Here is a 21,738-nt window from a genome sequence, read left to right as displayed (position 1 = left end):
GCATTCCCCGGGCACGCGAACACAAGAAGAGTTCAGTGGCGCAGCCAGTTCGGCACTTTGAACCGCACGATGGCCAGATAGGCCATCACGTAGCTGACTACAAATAACCCACAAAACGCCATGAGCAAGGGGGTGTTGTTCCAGAACAGCACCGCCGGCACCACGGTCAAGAGCGTGAAACCCCACAGATAAGGTGACGTGCGGTTGTTGCGCATGAGCACCCGGCGGGACTCATCATCGTGAAACACCCCGCGCACAATGCGGCGGTAAATAAGCTGGTGGAAGTGCAGCGCATCGGCCACCCCCGGAGAAACCCCCCGCACCGCCTTGCGGTATATGGAAAAAATCGTCTCCCACACCGGGTAGATCAGCAGAAGCATCGGGAACCAGGGAGATACATCAGCATTGCGCTGTACCAGCGAAATGCTGGCCATGGCAATCACCACGCCCCACACATAGGCCCCGCCATCACCGGCAAACAACATGCCTCGCGGGTAGTTCCAGACCAGAAAGCCGCCGGTGGCTGCGGCAGTGGATACGAGTAGCGCCGCCAGCGCACGATCGCCCACCTGCAGCGCAACGTGAGCCAGGGCCAAGCAAATGATCAAGGCGACCATGCCGGCAAGCCCGTTGTAACCATCGATGATGTTGAAAGCATGCGGCAGACCGCCGACTGCCAGCACGACGATTCCCAAGCCCAGCCAAGGTGCTGCCAACAGCAGGGAATCGGCCATAGGCCCGCCCAGTCGGGACAAGGTGAGGTCAAGCAAGACTATTGCTAAGCAACCAGAGGCACCGGTCAGAACCAGTCTATACCGTACAGAAAGACGCTGTGTCATATCTTCAGCGATTCCACCCATAGCAGCAGGCAGCAAAACGACAAGCCAGCCAACCACCCACAAGCCCATACGAAGAGAGCCAGGGTCGCCCCAATAGACCGTTTGAAGAATGCCCAACACCCAACTAATGGACATCCCGACCAATAAAGCCGCTCCACCCAAACGAGGCACGTCCCCCAAATGAAACCGCTGCGGCATCGCGTCACTGTAGACGGCTGCATGGTCCCGCCCCCACCGCACGATGAAAGCTGCAGCGACCGCCGACGATAGAAAACCCACCACAGACAACCAAATCATTGGGTGCCAATGGTACCGTTGCTAGTTGACGCTAACGTTAAGAACTGTATCGCTCTCCGATAAACCGGCGAGCGCCACAATCGCAGTAGACTTCTTAAATGCCAAGCAAAATGTGCCAAGCTGTACGAACTGGCGCGTTCCCCAGCGTGAATCACGCGAACCGGCGCTCGAACCAATTTAAAACCCAGTAGGCGCAGGCGCAGGCAAAAGTCCACATCTTCGCAATACATGAAGTATCGCTCGTCAAATCCATCCAGTTGGCGCCATACAGCCAAAGGCAGCGCAATACAGGCGGCGTTGACCCAATCCACTCGCGACGACTCCTTGAAGCCAAACAACCGCCGGCGCAAAAGTGCCGATGGAGTAGGTACAGTGCGCTCGCTTTCTTGTGAGAAACCGGCATTGTCGATCTGCAGAGGATATGAACAACCCGCTCCAGTTATCTGCAAAGCCTTTACAAGATATGGCAGTGGGTCAACACCGCTCCATCGCACATCTGGATTAAGCACGCAAACAAAAGCCTCTGTCGCATCAGATAACGCACGGTTGTGATTAGCCCCAAAACCCAAGGGCCGTTTATTATGTTGAATTTGCAAAATAAACGGCCATCCTCCCTCGGGAGCCTGCGGTTCCGGCTCAGGGCGATTGATGGTAAGAATCACACGTGAGACTGATTGAAAACTAAAGCTGGCAATATCGTTCAACAGCTGCTGCACCTTATCAGCATGGCCATGGCTAACCACAGAAATCACGAGTGACGCGCTCACCCTGTTTTCCCCATCAGAGCTGCACCCAAATCAAATTGACGATCAACATAAAAGAAAAAAGCTTTTATGGAATCAAGGTGCTGTTAACCTCAGTTACGCTGTCGCGCCGATCCTCACCCGCGAGCGCCTGCAGTCTAAGGCGAGACACTAAATACAGGTATCTTGCCTGGGCGAGATCCCGTTGAGCAAGAGTTCTCTGCTGTAACGCATTCGCCACATCCACGGATGTGCGCACGCCACCTAAAAATGAGCGTTCACTTGAAGAGAGCGCTTGCTCCGCCGAGCGCACAGCCTGTTCCAGAGCCTTCACACGCAACACGCCCTCCGTCATACCACGGAACTCTCTATGCACACGCACTCCCAAATCACGTCGCGTTGCTTCCAAAGCCTCACGCGCACGTTCCTGCGCAGCGACTGCTTGACGTACTGTCGATCTGATGTAGCCACCAGAATAAATTGGTACCGTCAGTTGCAATCCAATGCTCTTATTATCATACCGAGAATTAACGTTGGTCACGCTGTCGCTGTTGCTCTTGGACCACTGCGCTACTGCATCCAAGGTCGGCTTGTGGCCCGCCTCTGCTTTCTCCACCTCTAGGCGCGCAGCTTCCAATTGAGCTCGAAGCGACCTCATCTCCGGACTCGATTGCTCGGCGCGCTCCGTCCATTCATCCACATTAGCTGGCGTGGGTACCGTAGGGTTAAACCGTTGTACGTCAAGCCGAGCCAAGGTACCAACATCACCACCCACCAACACTTCCAGCCGTCGACGAGTAAACTCAACGTTCTGTCGCCCTTCAAGTTCTTGGGCCAAGGTGAGATCAAGTCGTGCCTGTGCGTCGTCAATGTCAGTGCGGGTGCCGCTACCGGCGGCAAAAGTCTTCTGCGCCGCATCAAGTTGCGTTTTATATGCAGCTTTCTGCGTTTCAATGAGAACCAGTTGATCCTGGGCCAACAAGGCATCGAAATAAGCCTCACCGACTCTGGTTACCAGCGATTGCTCGTCGCGCTCCAGCGTCGCATCCGCATCTTCAACCAACGCTTCTGCTTGACGCACAAGAGCATTGAGAGACGGACGGTACAGCGGCTGACGCACCTGTAGTACTTGGTTATCGCTGTAATACCTATTTTCGGTAGTTACTGGCTGACCCAGGACATTATTGGTCTTACTCGTCAAATCGTTGTAATTGCGGCCCGCACTAAAACTCACATTGGGCAATCTTTGAGCGCGCGCCTGCGGCAAGCGCTCACGACTGGCCTCCGCACCAGCACGTGAGGTCCTAATAGTGGCATCGTTAATGGTTGCTGCTTCATAAACTTGCAACAAATCCATTGACCAAGCTGGGCCAACCACACCAGACGCAATAAAAAATGACAGCCCCAAATACCGCAATACATCAAGTTTCGCAATGACAATTCGATACATAACGCACTCACTCCTCTGTCATCGATGCGGCGAGTCGCTTGGTTAGCGGATGCAGCAAATAAGTCAACATAGATCGCTCGCCGGTTTTAAAAATAACCTCCACAGGCATACCAGGTTGCAACTGTCGCTTTCCAAGATGCTTGCGCCCCTCTTCGGTAACCTGCACACGTGCAAGGTAATAGCTCGCATTAGTTTGTGGCTCGGTCAGCAGGTCTCGAGATACCGAAACAACTTGCCCTCCGACTACCAATTGAGGCGAATGCGCAAAAGATGAAAATCGCACATCTACGGGTAAATCATCATGTACGCGATCAATCAAATGTGGTGCGACACGCGCCTCCAAGAGTAGTGGAGCGCCCTTCGGAACGATATCCATGAGCTTTTGCCCAGGCTGAACAACACCTCCTACGGTCTGTATAGCCAATCCCACGACCTGCCCAGCAGCAGGTGCTTTTATTTCCGTCCGAGCCAAATCATCAGCAACCGCCTTTAATTTTTCGTGCTCAGATAACACATCGCGATTCACATCGGCCAACTGCGATTCGACCTCCTTGCGATACTCCTGCTGGCGAGAGAGCGAGCGCTGACGCAACTCGCCGATGGTTCGGCGGGCACGGATAGTATTGCCCTGAAGGTCGGCAATTGCGGTACTGGTATCCGCAACCATGCGTTCCATTTCAAGCTGTCGATTCCGTGGCGCATAACCCTCTTTGACCAGTTCGCGCAAATGTCCAAGTTCCTCGTTCAACAAGCGCAACTGATTCGTTCGATTCTCAAACATGCCACTGTACGCCTGGAGCGACCCCTCCTGACCTTGAATGCTTTCTTCAATGGACTGCAGGTCAGATCGCAGCAAGCTGCGACGTGTGTTGAACAATTGCTCTTGATTCTGCATTTGCTGGCGAATCAATGGATCAGAAGCGGCAGCAACCAAGTCAGGATGAAAAGAGATGGAGTTCCGCCCCTCTTGCTCAGCCACCAGACGACCTTGCATCGCGCGAAGTCCCAAGTATCGCTGACGCGCAGACTCGTAATTGAAGCGCGCTACAGCTCCGTCAAGACGAATAAGTAGCTGCCCTTCTTCAACCTCGTCGCCTTCGCGAATCAGAACTTCTTGCACGATTCCTCCGGTCAAATGCTGCACCACCTTACGCTTTGTATCTATGGCAACAATACCGGCGGCTGGCACACCTTCGTCCAGCGGCGCTAACGCAGCCCATGCGAGAAACCCCCCAAAACCGAGCACGAGGGCCCAGAGGCCAATGCGCCCCGGACGAGCATGATCCGTTTTCGATTCATTTCCTTGGGCATTCAAAGCCGACGCTGCGAGCTCTGTATCCGTTTTCTTCAAGGGCATCAAAGATTTCACCATGTCATTACCTGACTGAAAGAGGCATCAATAAAAAAGCAGTATTGGCAAGCACCGTCATATCACGCAGCCTGTGGACGGAGAGGGGGGGCTGACGGTGCAGCTCTTGCCAACCGTAACGCTGCCAGAACTTCCTCTCGAGGTCCTTCAGCTTGTAGCGAGCCGTTGCGCAAGATGAGGACACGATCTACCGCTGCGACGATGCCGGGGCGATGCGTAATCAGAAAAACAGTGCGCCCCTTGGCTTTGAGCTCTTGCACTGCTCGCACCAAAGCCGCCTCGCCCACATCGTCTAGATTGGCGTTGGGCTCATCCAGAACCAGCAGCACAGGGTCCCCATAGATCGCACGCGCCAGACCAATGCGTTGACGTTGACCGCCAGACAACAAATGCCCCGCCTCTCCAATAGGCGTGTCGTAGCCTTTGGGGAAGCGCAAGATCATTTCGTGAAGTCCTGCACTGCGCGCCGCGGCAATGACCTTCTCAGGCACCACATCACCAAAGCGCGCAATGTTCTCTGCAATGGATCCTTCGAAAAGCTCGATGTCCTGGGGCAAATAACCGAGATGTGGCCCCAGATCGCTGCGGTCCCAGCCTCCTATAGGGAGTCCATCCAACAGTACCTCTCCAGAGACACCTGGCCAAATGCCCACCATGCAACGCGCAAGCGTAGACTTTCCCGAGCCCGATGGTCCGAGCACCGCCGTTACCGTACCCGGCTCAACCGACAAACTCACGCCTTTGAGAATAGGCTCTGCACGCCCGGTAGCCACCGCCACCACATCTCGCAACGTAAGTGCCCCCTTTGGAGCAACACGGGTCAAAGCGGGATCACGCTCCGGATGCGCATCCAGCAATGCCTCAAGACGAGCGAAAGCACCACGCGCTCCGATAAACCCGCGCCACGCGCCAACCAGCATGTCGATAGGCGCCAGAGCGCGCGACATCAGCACATTCGCAGCAATCATTCCACCGGGAGAGAGCTGACCATCAATGACCAACAGAGCTCCAGCGCCTAAAACGAGTGACTGTTGCGCGTAGCGGATGAATTTGCTCCACGACGTCACGCGGTGCGTAAGCGCCTGCGCCTTGCCTTGCAGCAATTGCGCTTGCGCATGGCGTTTGGCCCAGTGCGGCCGCAAGTTGTGCACCATCCCCATGGGCTCAAGCACTTCTGCATTGCGCAGTTTCCCTTGTAGGTAGCTACTGGTTTCGCTCGACGCCTTCGCAGCATCCTCAGATGGCGCAACGGTGTACCTGTGTCCAAACCAAGCCAAAGCACCTTGTACTGCCGCGAAAAATAGCGCCAAACATCCCAGCACAGGGTGGAGGATGAACAGCACCCCCATATACACAGGCGTCCACGGAGTGTCAAAGAAAGCCATGATCCCGCTCCCCGTCAGAAACTGGCGGATCTGGATCAAATCACCAAATGCCCGTGCCGGATTGACACCGGAAGGTGCAAGATTTGCTTCGAAACTGGCATTGAAAACACGAGTGCTCAGCAACGCATCAAGCCGCACGCCAGACCGCACAAGCACGCGCGAACGCATCCATTCCGCGAAAGCCATCACGCAAAACAAAAATAGGGTAATCAGCGACATCGCTAAAAGCGTCAGCTCACTGCGACTGCTCATTACGCGATCAAAAACTTGCAGCATGTAGAGCGTAGGCGAGAGCATGAGCACATTGACAACCATGCTGAAAGCGCCCACCACCAGAAACTCACGACGAAACACCCACAGCGCCCGGGTCAGCTCACTGCGTTGAAAAAAACCAGGTTTTGACATGAACGGTCACCTCTTGGAAATCAGGATGCGGCAATGGCATTGCCACGAACCGAATGGGTTGCCATAGTCGTAGGCGTTGGCGTGATGGCGCGCTGCATTGCTGCAAGCACCTCATCACGCGGACCAAAGGCCTGTTGCATGCCATCACGTAGCACCAAAATCTTGTCAGCAACACTCAACACACTGGTGCGGTGCGTCATCACCACAAACGTCGTACCGCGCAGCTTCGCTTCCTGAATAGCGCGTGCCAACGCCGCATCACCCTCTTCGTCCAGACTTGAATTCGGCTCATCCAGCACAACGAAAACCGGGTCACCATACAAAGCTCGCGCCAAACCGACACGTTGACGCTGCCCGCCAGACAGTCTTGCCCCGCTAGGGCCCACCTGACTTTCATAACCATCGGGTAGCGATAGGATGAACTCATGCAAACCCACTGCGCGCGCAGCTGCCTCAACCTTGGCGGACTCTACTTTCGCAAAGCGGGCAATGTTTTCGGCCAGCGAGCCTTCAAAAAGCTCTACCCCTTGAGGCAAATACCCCACGTAAGCGCCCAATTCAGACTTGTTCCATGTGTGTATATCGGCGCCGTCCAAGCGGACCTTCCCGCCTTGCGCGGGCCAAAGCCCTACAAGAAGTCGCGCTAGCGTTGTCTTGCCCGCTGCAGACGGGCCGATCACCGCCAGTACCTCGCCAGGCTCAAGAGAAAACTGCACTCCACGCAAAATAGGCGTCGAATTACCTGGAGCACCTGCCACCAGCTGCTCCACTAAAAGCGCTCCGCGGGGTGCTGGCAAAGCCATGCTTGGCTGTTGCGCAGGCACATCCACCAAAAGCTGATCCAGCCGCGACCAAGCATCGCGCACATTGACCACGCTCTGCCACTGTGAAACAACCTGCACCAGTGGCGCAAGCATCCGGCCACCCAAAATGGAGGCCACAATGATCATGCCGCCACCACCACGCAATTCGTTCTGCAAGAAAAGCCAGCAGCCAAAGCCCAAAAGCATAGAACTAAGGATATTCTGCAGGAGCTTTGAAATAGCCTGAAACCCGCCGGCACGCTCCGAGGCCAGCGCCTGCAAGCCTAGAAAGTCCCTTTGCTTACCGAGCCAGCGGCGCTGCGTGTCGCGCAGCATCCCCATCGACTCGATCACCTCGGCATTGCGCAGTGTGTTGTCTGCATACTGCTGCGCTTCGATGGCTGCGCGGTTGGCTTGCATCAGTGGGGGCTTGGTGCTGCGCTCGTTCAACCACGCCACCAACGTCTGCGCCAAAGCGAACGCTAGTGCCGACCACCCGAGCATCGGGCTGATCACGAACAACAGCACCATCATCACCAGAGAGACAGGCGCCTCCATCACAGCCAACAATACCGGCGCATATAGAAAGTCCCGCACCTGACGAAAATCGTGCATCGGCTGCTGCGTGCCGCCGGGCAGGCGGCGCAGGTTGGCCTCAAAAATCGCATTGAAGATACGCACACTCATCTTGCGGTCCAGCTCTACACTGGCTGCACGCATGACCTCACTGCGCGCCCATTCCAGCAGTTCCATCACCACGTAAGCCCCCAGCACCACAATGGTCAGCATCAGTAGCGTGGTGTGACTTCGACTGTTGACCACACGGTCATACACCTCAAGCATGTACCCCGATGGAGCCAGTACCAGCAGACTGCAAACCAGGCTGAACCAGGCAGAGCGCACGAAATAAGGCCGCAGCGAAAAGATTTCCTGGCGCAGCTCAGAATGTTGTTGTTTCGGATTCATTGAACTTCTTCGACCATGATGTATTCAGGGATTTCTCCGGTTGCACTCTCGCTCTCAGCATCGGCGTCGTGCGCTCCCCCTCCGTCCTTCGCCTGCTCATCGACCAGCAGAAAAGCCAGCTCATAAACGCCATCCCTGCGACGCGACAGCACAATCTCTCGCAGCTTCAGTGCGTGAAAACGTTCTTCATCCTGCGCAGCCAGCGCGAGCTGGAAACGCATGCGCCCGTCCAGGGTGAACATCGACAACTGCCCCCCCTTCAGGCTCAGCGTATGCCTGTCGAAATACACAGGGCAGCTATCCGTGAACCGTAGCAAAGGCAATGGCCTGCCCGCCAAGCGCGTCAGGTGAAACGGGCTTTGAGGGTGCTGAAAAATCAGCCGCCCTGTTCGAGAAACGGAATAAATGGCGTTGCAAACCATTTGCGATCCCATTTCGGGAAACTGCTCGCGCAATTGCCTGTACGCCAGATGGTGCAGCGCAACCCGATTCCACACCTGGGTTTGTTGCACCAACGGGGCCAATGCATTGCACACCCGAGCAAACCCCACCTGCAAAGCCTGCAAACGCTTGACTTGCTCGGGTTCGACGTGCAGAGGAATGCGCAGCACAGTATTCATATAGGAGGTAGTGTAGTCGCTTCTTACAGAATTTTCATATAAGAGAAGCACTGGTGCCCAACAAACCACACTTCACCAACGCTGCAGCAATCTGACTGCTACATTTCTGAGAGCAGTTAACGTAAGTGCAACAGGCTCTCAAAGCATTTTTCTTCGAAACTAAACGCTTTTGCGTGTCAGGTTTCGCGCATGCCCAAACAGCGCATCCACCGCGCATAGACCTTTTGGCCCAGCGCAATGCCATGCTTTTCCACGCCATGCCAAGAAAGGTATCCCAGCAACAACGCCAGCGTTAGCGAGGCCAGTTGGTTAAAGCGCAGTCCCTGCTCAGGCCATAGATATTGAAGCGTCTGCTGCACAGGAAAGCCCCACAAGTACACCCCATAGGACACGTCGCTACTTGGTTTCCACCTCACCAGCCAAGGCTGGCCCGCCAGATACAACATGCAACCAAACAGAGCTGCATAAAGAAAATAGTAGGCATAGGACGAGGCGCGAAACAGCCAGAAAAGCAGCACCAACCCTATCGCTTCTCGCAAGCCCACCTCCACTTGCTCCTTGAAGAGGGCCAGCAGAGCGCCAGCAGCAAAACAAGGTGCCAGCAAGTCCGTGCCGCTGTGTGGCGCTCGCCAAGTAAACAACAATCGATTGCCCATCACAGGGTCCAACAGAATCAGCACTCCAATGCCCAGCGCCAACCAGCGCGAGCGCAAGGCCCCCACCATGAACAAGGCAAGCAGCCCCAGATAGGCCCCCACCTCCAGCACAATTGTCCAAAGCGAGCCATTGACGACATTGGCATGAGGATTGCCCGCAAAAACCCCTGGCAACGCATACTGCGGCACCAGTAGCAGGTTGTACGTCACATATCGCCACGTCTGTGGCTCAGTCCAGTAGGCCCCGGGGGGCAAGACCGTCAACAGAGGACCCAGTACCATAGCGCACAGCACTATGACCACTAGCAAACCTGGCCAGATGCGAAAGAAACGTGCCATGACAAACTGAGCAACGTCGCGCTTGCTCAACAAACTGTTGGTAACCACCAGCCCGCTGAGGAAAAAGAAAACCTTGACCGCTAGCGAGCCCGAGTAGTCATAACCCAACCAGCGCCCAAACACATCACTGCGCCCCTCTTGCGGCGCTATCGCGTAGGCATGCCCGTAAATGACAAGCGCCGCGGCCAACAGACGAAATATGTCCAGATTGTTGTTGTCCCGCTTCAGCAATTCGGACAATCTCATGCCCAGCCCCCATTCAATTCACCCCTTCACACGTACAGCATGCGCATGAACGTGAGCGTGCGAACGCTATATAGAAATAGCATCCAACGCTTATAGAAAAAGCGTTGGATGCTACTATATTGATAGCTATTATAAGAATTTATCTCACCACACTATCGCGGTGTCCCCATCATCCTTAGATGATCAGAACTTGCTCCAGTCGATCCCTTCAAAGCTGATGCTACCCGCACTGCCGGCTTCCGAAGTGGCTGCACCCGAGGCGTCCGAAGCAGCCTCGACCAGCGGACCATCCTGAAGATTGACCAGAGACAGCAGGTGTGCATATACCAACTTCAGGGCGCCAGACTGCTGTAGCGCATGCAATACAGCAGGCTCCAACGCGGCCAAACGGGCCTCATCCACCACCCGCAGACCCTGCAAACCCACCGGTTTACCAGCACGAGGAGTCACCGGCAACACACGCTCCACCAACAGCCCAGCACTTTCGATTTGTGCCATCTGTTGCAACGTGCGTTCGCTATCGCGCTCCAACATCACCAAGACCTGCTGAACCTGCTGTAGCACCTTGGAGGGAGCTCCGTCGTCATCAAACAAAGGCAGCCCCCCTTCCGATACCAGGTGAGGCGCATCGGCATCGACCAGCACCAATCTGCTCGACGTCCCCACAGGGCCATCCGCAGGTACGTGCTCGGCCAACACAAATGGATACCGGCGCACATGTGCCGGCACGTAGCGCGCAAGCCAATGCCCAGATGGACGCACATAGGCGTTGTGTCCCTGGCGAATTCCCAGCAAAGCCAAAGGCAGAGAGCCAGGCGCATCAGAGAACACCACAGCGTACTCACGCGCCACTTGGGCCATCTCGCCAGCCATCACGGGAACCAGCGACTGCTGCGCGGCGAAGTGGTAAGGCTGGCGGGCTTGCAGCCGCAGACTGCGATGGGCCTGGCTGTCCAGGGGCTTGGGCTGTTTGAAAAGAGAAACAGTAGACGTAGCGGTCATGACAAAACAAAGCCTTTGAAATGGAAAAAAGGCCGCGCCCGTGAGGGCGCAGCCTTTGCTAAATGGAACCGAGGTTCCTGAAAACCAAGACCGCTTAGACAGCGAACTTGAAGTTTTCGTTGGACAGGTCAGCCGCAGCCACGCCCGTCAGCACGATTTCGAAGTTCTTGCCTTCGTTCGAGGTGATGTGCACGTCGGGACCAACGTCTGTAATGATCACATCGACCAGACCGTTCACACCCAAGGCACTCAGGTCCAGGATGCTCAGATTGGACAGCGAACCACCAGCATTGAAGCCTTGGAAGTTAGCGATGGTCCAGTCTTGCGTTGCGTTCACGGCATCAGCGGTGAATTCGAACGAGGTGATCGTCTCCACGCCCACTCCATGAGTAGCGTCAGTGAAGTTCAGCGCAAAGCCATTCACCTTCACCAGCGTGTTGCCGCTAACAGCCGTAGGTGCGCTTGGCGAATCGCCAGCAACAAACGGCTCAGCCAGTGCAGCAGTCACAGCGCCCTTGTAGCCCGACAGGTCCACCAGCGTGAGCGTGCTGCTCAGCGTGCCGAGGTCAGCGGAGTCACCCAGGTTCGTAGCAGTAGCTTGGCCACCGGTCAGCACCAGCGTCTTGGCAGCAACCTTGGCGAAGTCAAAGCCCACATCACCGAACACCAAGCCTTCGCTGTCTTGGAAGCCAAAGTCGAAGGTGTAGTTCTCTGCCGTAGCGGTGCCGCCACCCAGCTTCAGTTCGAGGGTTTGGAAGCCGCGAACTTCGATGCCGTTGGTAGCAAACGCAACGTCAGTACCTGGGTTGGCTGCATTGGTGTCGAAGAACTCGAGGTTCAGCTTGCTGCCAACAGTAGCAGCCGAAGTGGCGAATTCGAAAGCGACGTCGGAAGCAAGGTTGTGGCCGCCACGGTCGTCGATATCGATGCGCACCGTTTCAGTGCTGCGCAGATGGTTCAGGCTGAACGTGCCGCCGGCATGAGCCGTTTCCAGGAACTCGTATGCCGTCGCGCCAGTAACACCGGAGGCGTCAAAGTCGGAACCTTGCACTTGGTCAAAGCGGATAGTCTCAAACCCTGTCACCGAGGTACGACCCGTGGCAACGATAGCGCCGTCAAAGGTCAGCACATCAGTAGCGCCAGCCGTGCCCGTGAAGGCAGCGCTGTGGTTCGTACCGTCAACTGCCGTCACGATGGCGGAGTCAATGGTCAGGTCCAGCTTGGCGGCCAGGGCGGCGCCGTTCACCACCAGGTTGGTGATGTCGGCAGGCGCACCGGCCGTGTGTGCTGCTGCATCGATGGTGGCCTTCAGAGCTTGGGTGCCGCTGAAGTTGAACGTTTCGACGCGCTCAGCATTGATGGAGCTGATTTCGTTAGTGGTGTCACGGCGACCAGCGGACTCGATGTTCAGCGTGCGGACAGCGCTTTGGTTAGTTGCGCTGAAGTCCGTCACGGCCAACTCATCTACAGTCAGCTTGCCGCTGATGCGAGCGGTGTTGTCCAGCTTCACAGCCAGCGTTGCACCGTCAGCACCTTGGGCATTGATCGTGCCAAAGGTTTGGGCAGCGTTGCTGTTATTACCAATGGTTTGGTTTTTGCCAGAGATCACGATGCCGTTGTTAACAGCCAGGTCGATCAGGTTGTTGCTGGCGCCACCTTGGGTAGCCACCACCACGCTGGTCACGCCATTCAGGGTGGTGAAGTCGTGGTTGGTGCTGCCGCCTTCGATTTCGTAGTTCTGGAAGTTCTTGAAGCTCTTGAACTCGTGGTTAGCGATGTCGGTAGGAGTAGCACCCACACCAACGCTAGTAGACACGACGAAAGTGTTGTTGCCCGTACCACCATCGACACTGATGTTCTTGAGGAAGTTGGCACCACCGAAGATCAGACGGTCGTCGCCAGCGCCCATGAGCACATCCAGACGGAAATCTGGATCGTCAGACACGTCGCTATCCACATCGACATTGAAGATGTCGGCTTGTGCGCTGCCTTCGAACTTGAACTGCACAGGTGCAGTAGCGCCATCCAGATAACGACCAACGCTATCAGCAGTCAGCACAATACCCAGGTTGAGCTTGCCAGCAAAATCTGCGCCATTCACGAGACGAACATCGGTCAGGCCATTTGCAACACGGCCATCCAGGGACTCAACACGTTGACCAACCTTCAGATCACCCTTAGCGCCGGTGCTGGTGAAGTTGACGATTTCGAGGTGCTGCAGCTGGATGCCAGGAACGAAACGTCCCAGGTGCGAGCTGGACTCCATCGACTGCACCCAGCTGGTGCGGTCAACAGCCACGTTGAACTGTTCCACACCGCCTTCGCCGAGCGAACCGATGTCCAGGGCACCGCCAGCGCTGGTGCGACCAACGTTATCCAACAGCACGTTGGTGGTGATGGGCAGTTCAACCAAGGCAGGGTTACCAACGGTTTGTTGGAACACGATGTTGCCATCTGCGGGCACGACGCCATCGATAAAGCCCCATGCACCCTTTTCGAAGGTCTTGCCAGCAGGATCTTCGATAGTGATGGTGGTGTTAGCGTTCAGCTTGACAGTCAAGCCAGCCAGAGCAGGCTGGGCAGCAATGGCCGCTTGCAGCGCAGTAACGAGTTCAGCGTGCGTCTTGGCAGCGCCGATAGCAGTAGACTTCAGAGCGTACAGCACGCCATCGAGCTTGAAGGACACAGCGTCCACCGGCACGTCAGTCAGATCGCCGGGCTTGGTGATGTCGTCAAGCTTCAGCGTCAGCGCCGAATCCTTAGCGCGAGCTTCGTTGGTCAGCTGCTCGGGATCGAAATACACGAAGAAACCGACTTCCGGATCGGTATTGCGCATACCGATTGTGGTGTCTTCGGGACGCGAACGCACGTCTTCGATCTGGATGGAGCTGCGGCTGTTGACAGTCCACCATTGCTGCACACCATTGAAGTTTTCGGCATCAATGTGAGACAGGTTGGGATGCACGCCACCCAGAATGTCAGTATTGCTGGTCTGAGCACGCAGTTCAACTACTTGGATATTGTTGGTAGCAGCGCTGATGGCGGGACCCACAGGGATACCACCAGAGGTGGTCAGAGCCAGGTCAGCAACCAGTTTGTTGCCCGTGCCCACTGCTGCGATCACGTCGCCAGATTCCAGCGTGTTGGTCACAGCACCGTTCTGGTTTTGCACGATAGGTGCCGTGTAGGTTTGACCTTCAGCCGTGCCAGAGATGTGATCCACACCCACTGTCAAAGCCGCACCAGCGGAAGTGCCACCGCCAATAATGGCTTCAATCTTCGCAGGCGTAGAGACGTCGGACGTAGCGGTCACACCAGCCAGCACACCCTTCAGAACGTTCACATCGGTGCTGCTGTTGAGCTGCACTTCAGTCACGTACTTAGCCACCGTAACCTTGTTGGCCAGCAGCTTGGAAGTAGCACCCCACGTTGGGTCTGCTGGATCCTTGGCGGCCAGATTGGTGAAAATCTGATACACAACGTCACCACGCGAGAAACCAGCGTTCAGAGCGGCAATGATGTCCGCTTGGGCTTCCGCCTTGGCTGCGGCCGATGCGCTGGAGCCCACGACATTGTTAACCAGCGCAGCAGCGAACTGAGCGCTCGTGAAGAACGTGGGGTACGTGTTAGTGAACTGCGCCTTGGTCGTGTAGATGTTGACGATTTGCTTAGTCGTCAAACCAGCATTGTAAGCATCGCTGATCTGAGTCATGTATTCGACGCCAGGGGCCGCGCCGAAAGCGATGGCGAAGAACTGATATGCCTCAGTTTGCTGCTGATTGGTCATTGCCATTGAGTACTCCAAATGGTGAATTGAACCGTAACCCAACTCGGGCTTCGGCTGAATCACATTCTAAAGCACACCCCTCCCCCCCCCCACAACTCCATGTGATGAGCATCACCTCAAACGACACATGACAGCGCACCCGTTGCGCAACCACAACAGCACCAGCCTTTTTTAGCCATCCTGCGCCGAAAGACCATGCAGGCAGTTGCGCACGATTTGCTTGCTCATCCGCACCACTTACAGCCAGGCCACAACACTGCAATCAGCTCAGCGGAGTGAGTATAGCATCTTCGTATATGAATTTCATATAGGAGTTAAAAAAAGTGATTTGGCCTGCAGCCCTGCAGCTACGAAAGATGCCGCCAACGACTCCAACTTAAGGCCTTGCTTTATGCAAACGCTCTAAGCCAACCAATTCATCAAACCACCGAAGACAGCCCTACCACTGGCGCAACCAAGACAAGCGAACGCCACTGTCGCGCCAGTCGAACAATGCCAAGTTGGCCCAGCGCCGAGCGGCGTAGGCACTGACGCTGATCTGGCCGCCCAAATGTGGCGCCCCCCAGCGGTACTCAATTTGGAGCTGACCAGTGAGCAGTCGCCGGGCTGCATTGCCGTCAAGCAACGGGCTATAGCCACTGGTATCCCATTGCCCATACACCAAGCTCTGCAGTTGCAAGCGCGGCGCTATGGGCATGAGTGCCTGCAGGCCCCCACGTGCAGCGCCAGGTGCGTTGCCGCGTCCATGTTCGTACTCCCCCCAAGTGGTGATCGGCCAACGGTTAGCCAACACGCCGCTGCGCTGGGCGCGCACAAGCCAGTCGGTGCGCTGAAAGGTGGAGTCATGAAAGAGACTTGCCATTAGCTGGGTGTCACTATCAAGCGCACGCAACACGGCGACGCTGTAGCGCGTGCTACCGTCAAGTGCGCGCTGCGCGCTCGCGCTCCAGCTATGGCTTTCCAGACCCAGCGGCGCCCCCAAAGCCATGCGCCAGGAAGTACGGGCCTGAGGCAGAGTAGAAGACTGAACCTGAGCAAACAGCTCTAGTCCACTTGCTTTCTGATGATGCAAGGCAACGGTTGAAATACTGCTGCCTCGCGCCTGTGCAGCTAGCGGCAAGTTGACGCTACCGTCTGGCAGGGTGAGTGTGAGCTGGGTCGCACTGGTGGTACCCAAGGGGTTGCGGATGTACCCCGCGCTTAGCAGAACCTGGGTACGCGCAGTAGGTACTGGCGCTGCTGCCGCAGCGGCACTTGCCAAAGCTGCTGCAGCGTGGAGATAGCTGCCATCCAAGAGCGCCTGCAGATGGCGGCGGTGTGCAGGCGGAGTTCGCGGGTCATGTAACAGCATGCCGATAAGAGCCTGTGCGGTTTCCAGGCGGTCACGCTGGGCAAGCAAAGTGGCCAATTGCAGCAGCGCCTCAGCGTGTTCAGGCTGAAACATCAGGACACGTTCAAGCAAAAGCTCTGCCTGCGTCCACTGCTTTTGCTCTAGGGCCTGCAACGCTTGCCGGTAGGCTGCCTGCGCCTGCTCAGCTGATTGGGCATTGTCGACCGCCTCACTAGACTCTGCGGTGACGGTCTGAACGCAGTCCGCCTCGTCGCCTACGATGGCGGACGCAGCGCAGACTTGCCCAGCCAGCAACGCTCCGCAGACCGCAGCCCACCCGACTCTCGCAACTCGCTGACTCATGGGGCGCTGCGGTAGAGCTGCTTTGCCTGGAGTTGGTCGGGCAAAAGGAAACGCCCTAACGGCTGCAGAGCACCGTCAGCAAAGGCCTGGGCAGCTTTCGGCCCTATGAGAATGGGGCTCGCTAATTCTTCACCCAAGCTCAACATGCCCATGACGTCATTGGTCACAGGCCCAAGCAGTACACTGCGTCGGCTGCCTGATTCACCCACAATACCGAGCAGATAAGCACCTGCTTCGATGGCGGCGTACGCGCTTAAAGGATGGGAGAGAGTTTCGTTTTGTATCAGCGCGGGCATGAGCAGTGCGTGCAAGTGCTGCACGCTGTGCAAAGAGGCGACCAAGGCTTGGGGAGTTGATTGCGGCCAGGTTAGATAGAGAGTGCTGCCCTGGGCATGTTCAAGAGAGCCGCCATGAAGAGTAGCGCTGTGCTGGGCTGCAGTGTGCAGTGCGTGGATCATAGCTAGCGCTTGTAGCGTATCCACTTGGCTGACCCAGCGATCCATGCCAGCTATGCGAACCGCCACCAAGATGCCGTCGCAGGGATGTCCAAGGCTTTGGCCGCTGGGAGTCTGCATGGCAACCTGCTGGGCCAATGTGGGCGGCAGGAAGCTCTCCAAGTGACGAGCAAGGCGTTTGGTGCTCAGGCGCTGTTGCTGGGTTTGCCAAGCAAGTAAGGCAAGGCCGTGCACCAGCAGCGTGAGGCTGGGAGCAGCCACAGGCATCATAAATCCGTAGCTACGCATGAGTACCGCAGCCACCCACGGGACACACATTCCGAGTGCTATACCCGAGCAAAGCCACAGCAAGCGCAACTGGGTCTTGCCTAAAGGCAGCATAGACCACCCGACCAGCAGCGCCAGCAGGGCTGCTATCGCAGTATTGCCGCGCGGCACGAAGCCGGGCCAACTCTGTGCATTTTGCGCTGCAGCCAAAAGCTCGGCGTGTACGCTGACACCAGGGGCACTGGGGTGATAAGGAGTACTAACCACATCGCCCAAGCCCATAGCCGACCCACCAATCAGCACAATATGTCCATTCAACGAGGGCAAAGAGGCAGAAGGATCGAGCAGACGACTAGCGCTTATGGCAGGCCAAGCCGAATGTGGACGCTGGTATGGGATCGGCAGATAGCCATCCGCATCAAGCGCAAAGCGCCATGCCCCTCGCGATAGCCATTGGTACGGCCCGAACGGCCAAGCACCTCGCGTTGTGTGCCACTCTTGGTCGGGCGCGGCCGCGATAGCTGTGGCTAACGCCAGCTGGGGGTAGCGTTCAGCTTGGTTGCAGATGACAGCCGGGATACTGTGCAGGAGTCCATCAGTGTCTGGCGTAGCACTCAGGTGACCTACGTGAGTTACCGAGAAGTCAGACGAGAGCCCCAAGTGGCCTGTTATGGGAGCATGGCGACTACAAAGGTCAGGCGCCTGCGACGAGTGTTGCAGCCGCCCTTCCCGCGGAGGTGAGTCCACCTGAGGGTCAAGAACCGCGATCTGGCCGATCACAACATCGGGGCGAGAAAGCTCGCGCGCGAGCAAGGCATTGCCAGGCGCTTGATCCGGCAACACAAGATCCCACACCTGCAATTGAGCACCACGCTCGCGAAGTGCACGGGAAAGCTGCGCAAGTACAGGTCTTGGCCAAGGCCATGGCCCCAACTCTTGCAGGCTGCGTTCATCGATATCGATGAGGGTAATGCCTTCGGGCGCCGCAAGAGGCGCCTGAATACGCGTCAAACCGTCTTGCAGGTATTGATCCATCGCCCGCAGCACACGAGTTTGTGCCAACAGGCTGGCCACAAGACCTACGAAAAATAGCCAAACTGTCAAACAAACGATACGCCGCCCCCGCCCTCCCTCGTCAGAAAGAGTCATTTGGCATTCCAGAGAGTGATGCCCTGGTATTGCCCTGCACTGCTGTCAATCTTGAACAAGTAACCTGCTTCTGTGCCATTACGACTCAGAGCACCCGCAACGCGCTGGCCGGGTGCGGTGCCGAGAAATACGCCTTCGTCGTTCACCCGGCCACCCACGCTGAGCTGCTGGGCCGGAACGCCAATCCCCGATAGGCCGATCTGGGTGCTAAAACTGAGCCGATCAAAGTCCACGTGCAGCCGAGGATCGACAAGGTTGACGGTGAGCGTTTTACTCGCCTGCTGGTAGAACGCCTCTCCCGCTGCCAGCGCAAACTGCGCTTGACCACGCAAAGATTTATCGAGAACGCCATTGACGCCTTCGCGCCAAAGCGCGTATTGCCCCAACTCTCCTACCGTGGCGTGTCGCCCTTCACTGACGTCTGCGTAGGCTATGGGCAATGTGAATGGCAGCGCTTGGGGGTTGGTGAATTTACCCCAAACCAGTTGCGTAGGTAGTGCAACGGGCGGGATCACCGGAGTCTCTGGAACGGGCGGCACAACAGAGGGTAGATTGGGTAGGCCGGGAGCGTTGGGCACCGACATAACGCCGCTAACCAGGGATCCCGAAGGGGAGGGCTGAACCGAGATCCCCAGTGCATCCCTATCTCGAGAAGGCACAAGACTAGCCACGACCGCCTGATCCGTCTTATCCTTTTTTTCAGCTTGCGTCACCGCCTGTCCCGTACTCCTTTCACCGCCAGAAGACATAGCAATGCGCATACCAAAAAGTCGCTCCACGTCATTTTGACTCACATTCTGACGCTCCAAGTCTTGGGAGCGCCCCACCCGGGAGTACTGCACACCAAAGCCCGCACCGAGATTCGCCGAAGGGATTTCACCTGAAGTGCCCGCACCAGTCAGAGGAGATACGACGATAGCGCCTTCGTGAACATAAGCTTCGACAAGCCCTTCGCCAGCCTTGGCAAGGAAGTCTGTCCCCCGCACGCCAATCGCTGCAATCGGGGTATTGAGCCGATACCGTTCGGGCTGCTTCTGGGCCGCATGCCCCGAAATCTGCCGCACTGTTCCTCGCACAAGGTCGAGCTGCAGTTGAGTGTCCGCTCCCTTGGAATCCACCTTGTAGCGGCGGATTAGCAACTCGCTATCAGGGCGCAATGCCACGCGCGCCTGATCAGAGAAAATCAAGATTACCATGGCATCCTTGCCGGTGATAATGCGATCCTGCTCCGACAGCTCGGTCCCCAGTGACAGGGGTGTCACCTGACCGGTTGCACCAATTCGCTGAGCATCGCCTACAGCCATGCCTACCCGCGCAACAGGCTGAGGCCCAGCCTGAAGCGCAAAAGTCCAGCAGCAAGTCGTCGCCAGTAGTATTTTTGGGATTTTTTTCAGCATGGTTTGCTCCCAAGTTTGGAACTAAAAAAGAACAATCAGAGGTTTTTTTGCATTTTAAAGCCTTGCCCCCCATCATGACAGCCGGAGGCCATTGAGGTGGCCATCCATCACCTTGCACTGGCACCGTGTGGCTTTTTTACGAATGCATCGCCTGCTGCCGTGCATTTTGCGGCCTCCCAAATGCAACTAGTGCATTTAAAACGCCGCGAGGTCCTAGGTGATGGGAAGCAGCCTTTTCATGGATTGGGTGTGGTTTTGCATGGAAGCCTGCAGGCAATAGACTTAACGCTTGATGGACGTGAGGCGGCACTGCTAACGACCACTCTTCACGAAGCGTTTGGGCACGCAAACCTACTAGCAGCCCAACCGGTAGCGCTAACATGGGTTGCCGCCAGCCCCGCCACCTCAGTGGCGGTAATGAACAGCCAAGCCGCGCAAGAGCTTATGACCTTCCCAGAAATGGCACTGGGTGCGGCGCGTCTTCTGGCGCAGGATGTATGTTCATTTCTGAGCTGGCAGAAAATACAAGCAGTGCACCCTGTGAGCGCGCGGGTGTGCGCGTGGATTCAGCACCAAAGTGCGGCAGATTCTTCACTGCGCATACCGACCCATGCAGAGCTTGCTTGGCGTTTAAATACCACCCGAGAGACAGTGACCCGCGTACTCCAGAGATTACTCACCGATGGTGTTTTGCGTCGCGATGGCGATCTGTGGCTAATCGAGCGCCGCGATCTTCTGAGCGATTTGGCCCGCGGAGAAGAACGCTGATGCTGTGGGTAGTGGAGGCATGGCGCGGCGTGGCGTCCGCTCTGGTGTTGTGGGCGCACTGGGCAATCCCACTGGCATTGCCAACGGGATTTACAGCCTTTGCGTTCACTGGAGTGGATTTGTTCTTCGTGCTGAGCGGATTTGTGTTTGCACCGTTGCTTATGAAGCGGCCGGTGACCTCGCTAAGGGCATATGTACTGCGGCGTGTGCTACGTATTTACCCGGCATATCTTGCAGCACTGGCGCTGTATGTAGCGCTGACATGGATGACCGGCCGGCCACTAGCTTACTTGCCAGAACATTTGCTGATGGCTCACCTTCAATCGCGAGAGATGGCTTTTTATTACAACCCCGCCTTCTGGAGCTTGCCAGTAGAAGTAGGGTTTTACGCAATACTGCCATTCTTGGGCGCTTGGCTGGCGCAGGGCCGGAGAGCAGAAGCGTCGGTACGCTGGCCGCTGCTTTGCATGCTGGCGATGACTGTACGGATAGTATTATTAGTCTTTGCGGATGGTGCAACACAGAACCGCGCTTATGTGTTACTGAATCATATACCAGGCTTGCTCATAGAGTTCTTGTTAGGTACGTGGGTGTGGCAGCGCGCTCAGCAGCCAATGACGTGCACCGCCGCTTGGGCTTGGGGCTTAGCGGGGGGAGTAGGTTGGTGCGTACTGGCAGTAATTTTTGTGCAATTACCCGAAGCAGTGCCACCATGGGTGAGCGGTCAATTGGGCTTAGGCGCCGCAGCGTGCTTTGCCGCATTGTTATTAAGTAGCCTGCACATTCCAGTGCCAGGCAGAGTCACAATGGCTGCGGCTCAGTGGAGTGGACGGCTAAGCTACTGCGTGTACCTACTGCACATGGCTTGGCTCGCACCAGCGCTGGCGTGGTCAAAACAATGGGGCTTGCCTACAGGCATATCAGTAGCACTGGGGGGGTTGTTGGCTAGCTCCTTGGCCTTGCATTGGCTCATTGAGGAACCTGCGCGCCGCCAAGGCCGTCGCAGTTCCATGCTCATGGAACTGCGAGACGCTACAAAAAGAATGACTTAGACCGGCTAACACGACCGCTCGACAAAGCGCGAGCAGATGATTGCTCCGGC

General features: G+C 56.6%; 15 protein-coding genes. 2 read left to right on the top strand and 13 right to left on the bottom strand.

Annotated elements, in window-relative coordinates; translation table 11 throughout:
* Positions 1 to 32: 32 nt before the first annotated feature.
* The 13 genes from ACODSM_RS12090 to ACODSM_RS12030 form a co-directional block, all read right to left on the bottom strand.
* On the bottom strand, positions 33 to 1,136 hold the full coding sequence (locus ACODSM_RS12090) for an MraY family glycosyltransferase (RefSeq protein WP_488805423.1): 1,104 nt from the start codon (positions 1,134 to 1,136) through the stop codon (positions 33 to 35).
* Positions 1,133 to 1,840, bottom strand: a complete 708-nt coding sequence (locus tag ACODSM_RS12085; protein ID WP_488805422.1) for a glycosyltransferase family 2 protein — start codon at positions 1,838 to 1,840, stop codon at positions 1,133 to 1,135. Before ACODSM_RS12085 ends, ACODSM_RS12090 begins: the two co-directional genes overlap by 4 nt.
* A gap of 127 nt (positions 1,841 to 1,967) precedes the next feature.
* Positions 1,968 to 3,329, bottom strand: a complete 1,362-nt coding sequence (locus ACODSM_RS12080) for a TolC family outer membrane protein (protein WP_488805421.1) — start codon at positions 3,327 to 3,329, stop codon at positions 1,968 to 1,970.
* A 7-nt stretch (positions 3,330 to 3,336) separates the two neighbouring features.
* Positions 3,337 to 4,701 (bottom strand): HlyD family type I secretion periplasmic adaptor subunit, encoded by a 1,365-nt coding sequence (locus ACODSM_RS12075; protein WP_488805420.1) that lies wholly within the window; start codon positions 4,699 to 4,701, stop codon positions 3,337 to 3,339.
* Between the two features lie 59 nt (positions 4,702 to 4,760).
* A complete protein-coding gene (locus ACODSM_RS12070; RefSeq protein ID WP_488805419.1) occupies positions 4,761 to 6,488 on the bottom strand; it encodes a type I secretion system permease/ATPase in 1,728 nt (575 codons plus the stop codon).
* A gap of 20 nt (positions 6,489 to 6,508) precedes the next feature.
* Positions 6,509 to 8,257 (bottom strand): type I secretion system permease/ATPase, encoded by a 1,749-nt coding sequence (locus ACODSM_RS12065; RefSeq protein ID WP_488805418.1) that lies wholly within the window; start codon positions 8,255 to 8,257, stop codon positions 6,509 to 6,511.
* A complete protein-coding gene (locus ACODSM_RS12060) occupies positions 8,254 to 8,877 on the bottom strand; it encodes a hypothetical protein (protein ID WP_488805417.1) in 624 nt (207 codons plus the stop codon). Before ACODSM_RS12060 ends, ACODSM_RS12065 begins: the two co-directional genes overlap by 4 nt.
* 176 nt (positions 8,878 to 9,053) lie before the next feature.
* Positions 9,054 to 10,118, bottom strand: coding sequence for an acyltransferase family protein (locus tag ACODSM_RS12055; protein WP_488805416.1), 1,065 nt, complete (start codon positions 10,116 to 10,118; stop codon positions 9,054 to 9,056).
* 183 nt (positions 10,119 to 10,301) lie between these two features.
* Positions 10,302 to 11,120, bottom strand: coding sequence for a SapC family protein (locus tag ACODSM_RS12050; protein ID WP_488805415.1), 819 nt, complete (start codon positions 11,118 to 11,120; stop codon positions 10,302 to 10,304).
* Between the two features lie 94 nt (positions 11,121 to 11,214).
* Entirely contained in the window at positions 11,215 to 14,913 is a 3,699-nt protein-coding gene (locus ACODSM_RS12045) for a hypothetical protein (RefSeq protein WP_488805414.1), read from the bottom strand.
* 433 nt (positions 14,914 to 15,346) lie between these two features.
* On the bottom strand, positions 15,347 to 16,600 hold the full coding sequence (locus ACODSM_RS12040; RefSeq protein WP_488805413.1) for a tetratricopeptide repeat protein: 1,254 nt from the start codon (positions 16,598 to 16,600) through the stop codon (positions 15,347 to 15,349).
* Positions 16,597 to 18,471 carry a CHASE2 domain-containing protein gene (locus ACODSM_RS12035; protein ID WP_488805412.1) on the bottom strand — a complete coding sequence of 625 codons (1,875 nt, stop codon included), beginning with the start codon at positions 18,469 to 18,471 and terminating at the stop codon, positions 16,597 to 16,599. The genes ACODSM_RS12040 and ACODSM_RS12035 overlap by 4 nt, the downstream gene beginning before the upstream one ends.
* Positions 18,468 to 19,868 carry a FecR family protein gene (locus ACODSM_RS12030; protein WP_488805411.1) on the bottom strand — a complete coding sequence of 467 codons (1,401 nt, stop codon included), beginning with the start codon at positions 19,866 to 19,868 and terminating at the stop codon, positions 18,468 to 18,470. The genes ACODSM_RS12035 and ACODSM_RS12030 overlap by 4 nt, the downstream gene beginning before the upstream one ends.
* Before the next feature lie 96 nt (positions 19,869 to 19,964).
* Between ACODSM_RS12030 and ACODSM_RS12025 the strand changes: the two genes are divergently transcribed.
* Positions 19,965 to 20,636, top strand: coding sequence for a Crp/Fnr family transcriptional regulator (locus ACODSM_RS12025; RefSeq protein WP_488805410.1), 672 nt, complete (start codon positions 19,965 to 19,967; stop codon positions 20,634 to 20,636).
* Positions 20,636 to 21,688, top strand: coding sequence for an acyltransferase family protein (locus tag ACODSM_RS12020; protein ID WP_488805409.1), 1,053 nt, complete (start codon positions 20,636 to 20,638; stop codon positions 21,686 to 21,688). Before ACODSM_RS12025 ends, ACODSM_RS12020 begins: the two co-directional genes overlap by 1 nt.
* Positions 21,689 to 21,738: the final 50 nt, after the last annotated feature.

This window comes from Acidovorax sp. FG42, assembly GCF_057809195.1.
Note: the sequence above shows the minus strand (reverse complement) of the source record. Positions and strands in the feature narration are given on the sequence as shown.

Bases quoted from the DNA above. Each gene is read 5' to 3' on its own strand.
- ACODSM_RS12020 (WP_488805409.1), top strand. From the start codon at position 20,636: ATGCTGTGGGTAGTGGAGGCATGGCGCGGCGTGGCGTCCGCTCTGGTG.
- ACODSM_RS12065 (WP_488805418.1), bottom strand. From the start codon at position 8,257: ATGAATCCGAAACAACAACATTCTGAGCTGCGCCAGGAAATCTTTTCG.
- ACODSM_RS12050 (WP_488805415.1), bottom strand. From the start codon at position 11,120: ATGACCGCTACGTCTACTGTTTCTCTTTTCAAACAGCCCAAGCCCCTG.
- ACODSM_RS12055 (WP_488805416.1), bottom strand. From the start codon at position 10,118: ATGAGATTGTCCGAATTGCTGAAGCGGGACAACAACAATCTGGACATA.
- ACODSM_RS12090 (WP_488805423.1), bottom strand. From the start codon at position 1,136: ATGATTTGGTTGTCTGTGGTGGGTTTTCTATCGTCGGCGGTCGCTGCA.
- ACODSM_RS12070 (WP_488805419.1), bottom strand. From the start codon at position 6,488: ATGTCAAAACCTGGTTTTTTTCAACGCAGTGAGCTGACCCGGGCGCTG.
- ACODSM_RS12035 (WP_488805412.1), bottom strand. From the start codon at position 18,471: ATGACTCTTTCTGACGAGGGAGGGCGGGGGCGGCGTATCGTTTGTTTG.
- ACODSM_RS12080 (WP_488805421.1), bottom strand. From the start codon at position 3,329: ATGTATCGAATTGTCATTGCGAAACTTGATGTATTGCGGTATTTGGGG.
- ACODSM_RS12045 (WP_488805414.1), bottom strand. From the start codon at position 14,913: ATGGCAATGACCAATCAGCAGCAAACTGAGGCATATCAGTTCTTCGCC.
- ACODSM_RS12040 (WP_488805413.1), bottom strand. From the start codon at position 16,600: ATGAGTCAGCGAGTTGCGAGAGTCGGGTGGGCTGCGGTCTGCGGAGCG.
- ACODSM_RS12060 (WP_488805417.1), bottom strand. From the start codon at position 8,877: ATGAATACTGTGCTGCGCATTCCTCTGCACGTCGAACCCGAGCAAGTC.
- ACODSM_RS12075 (WP_488805420.1), bottom strand. From the start codon at position 4,701: ATGGTGAAATCTTTGATGCCCTTGAAGAAAACGGATACAGAGCTCGCA.
- ACODSM_RS12030 (WP_488805411.1), bottom strand. From the start codon at position 19,868: ATGCTGAAAAAAATCCCAAAAATACTACTGGCGACGACTTGCTGCTGG.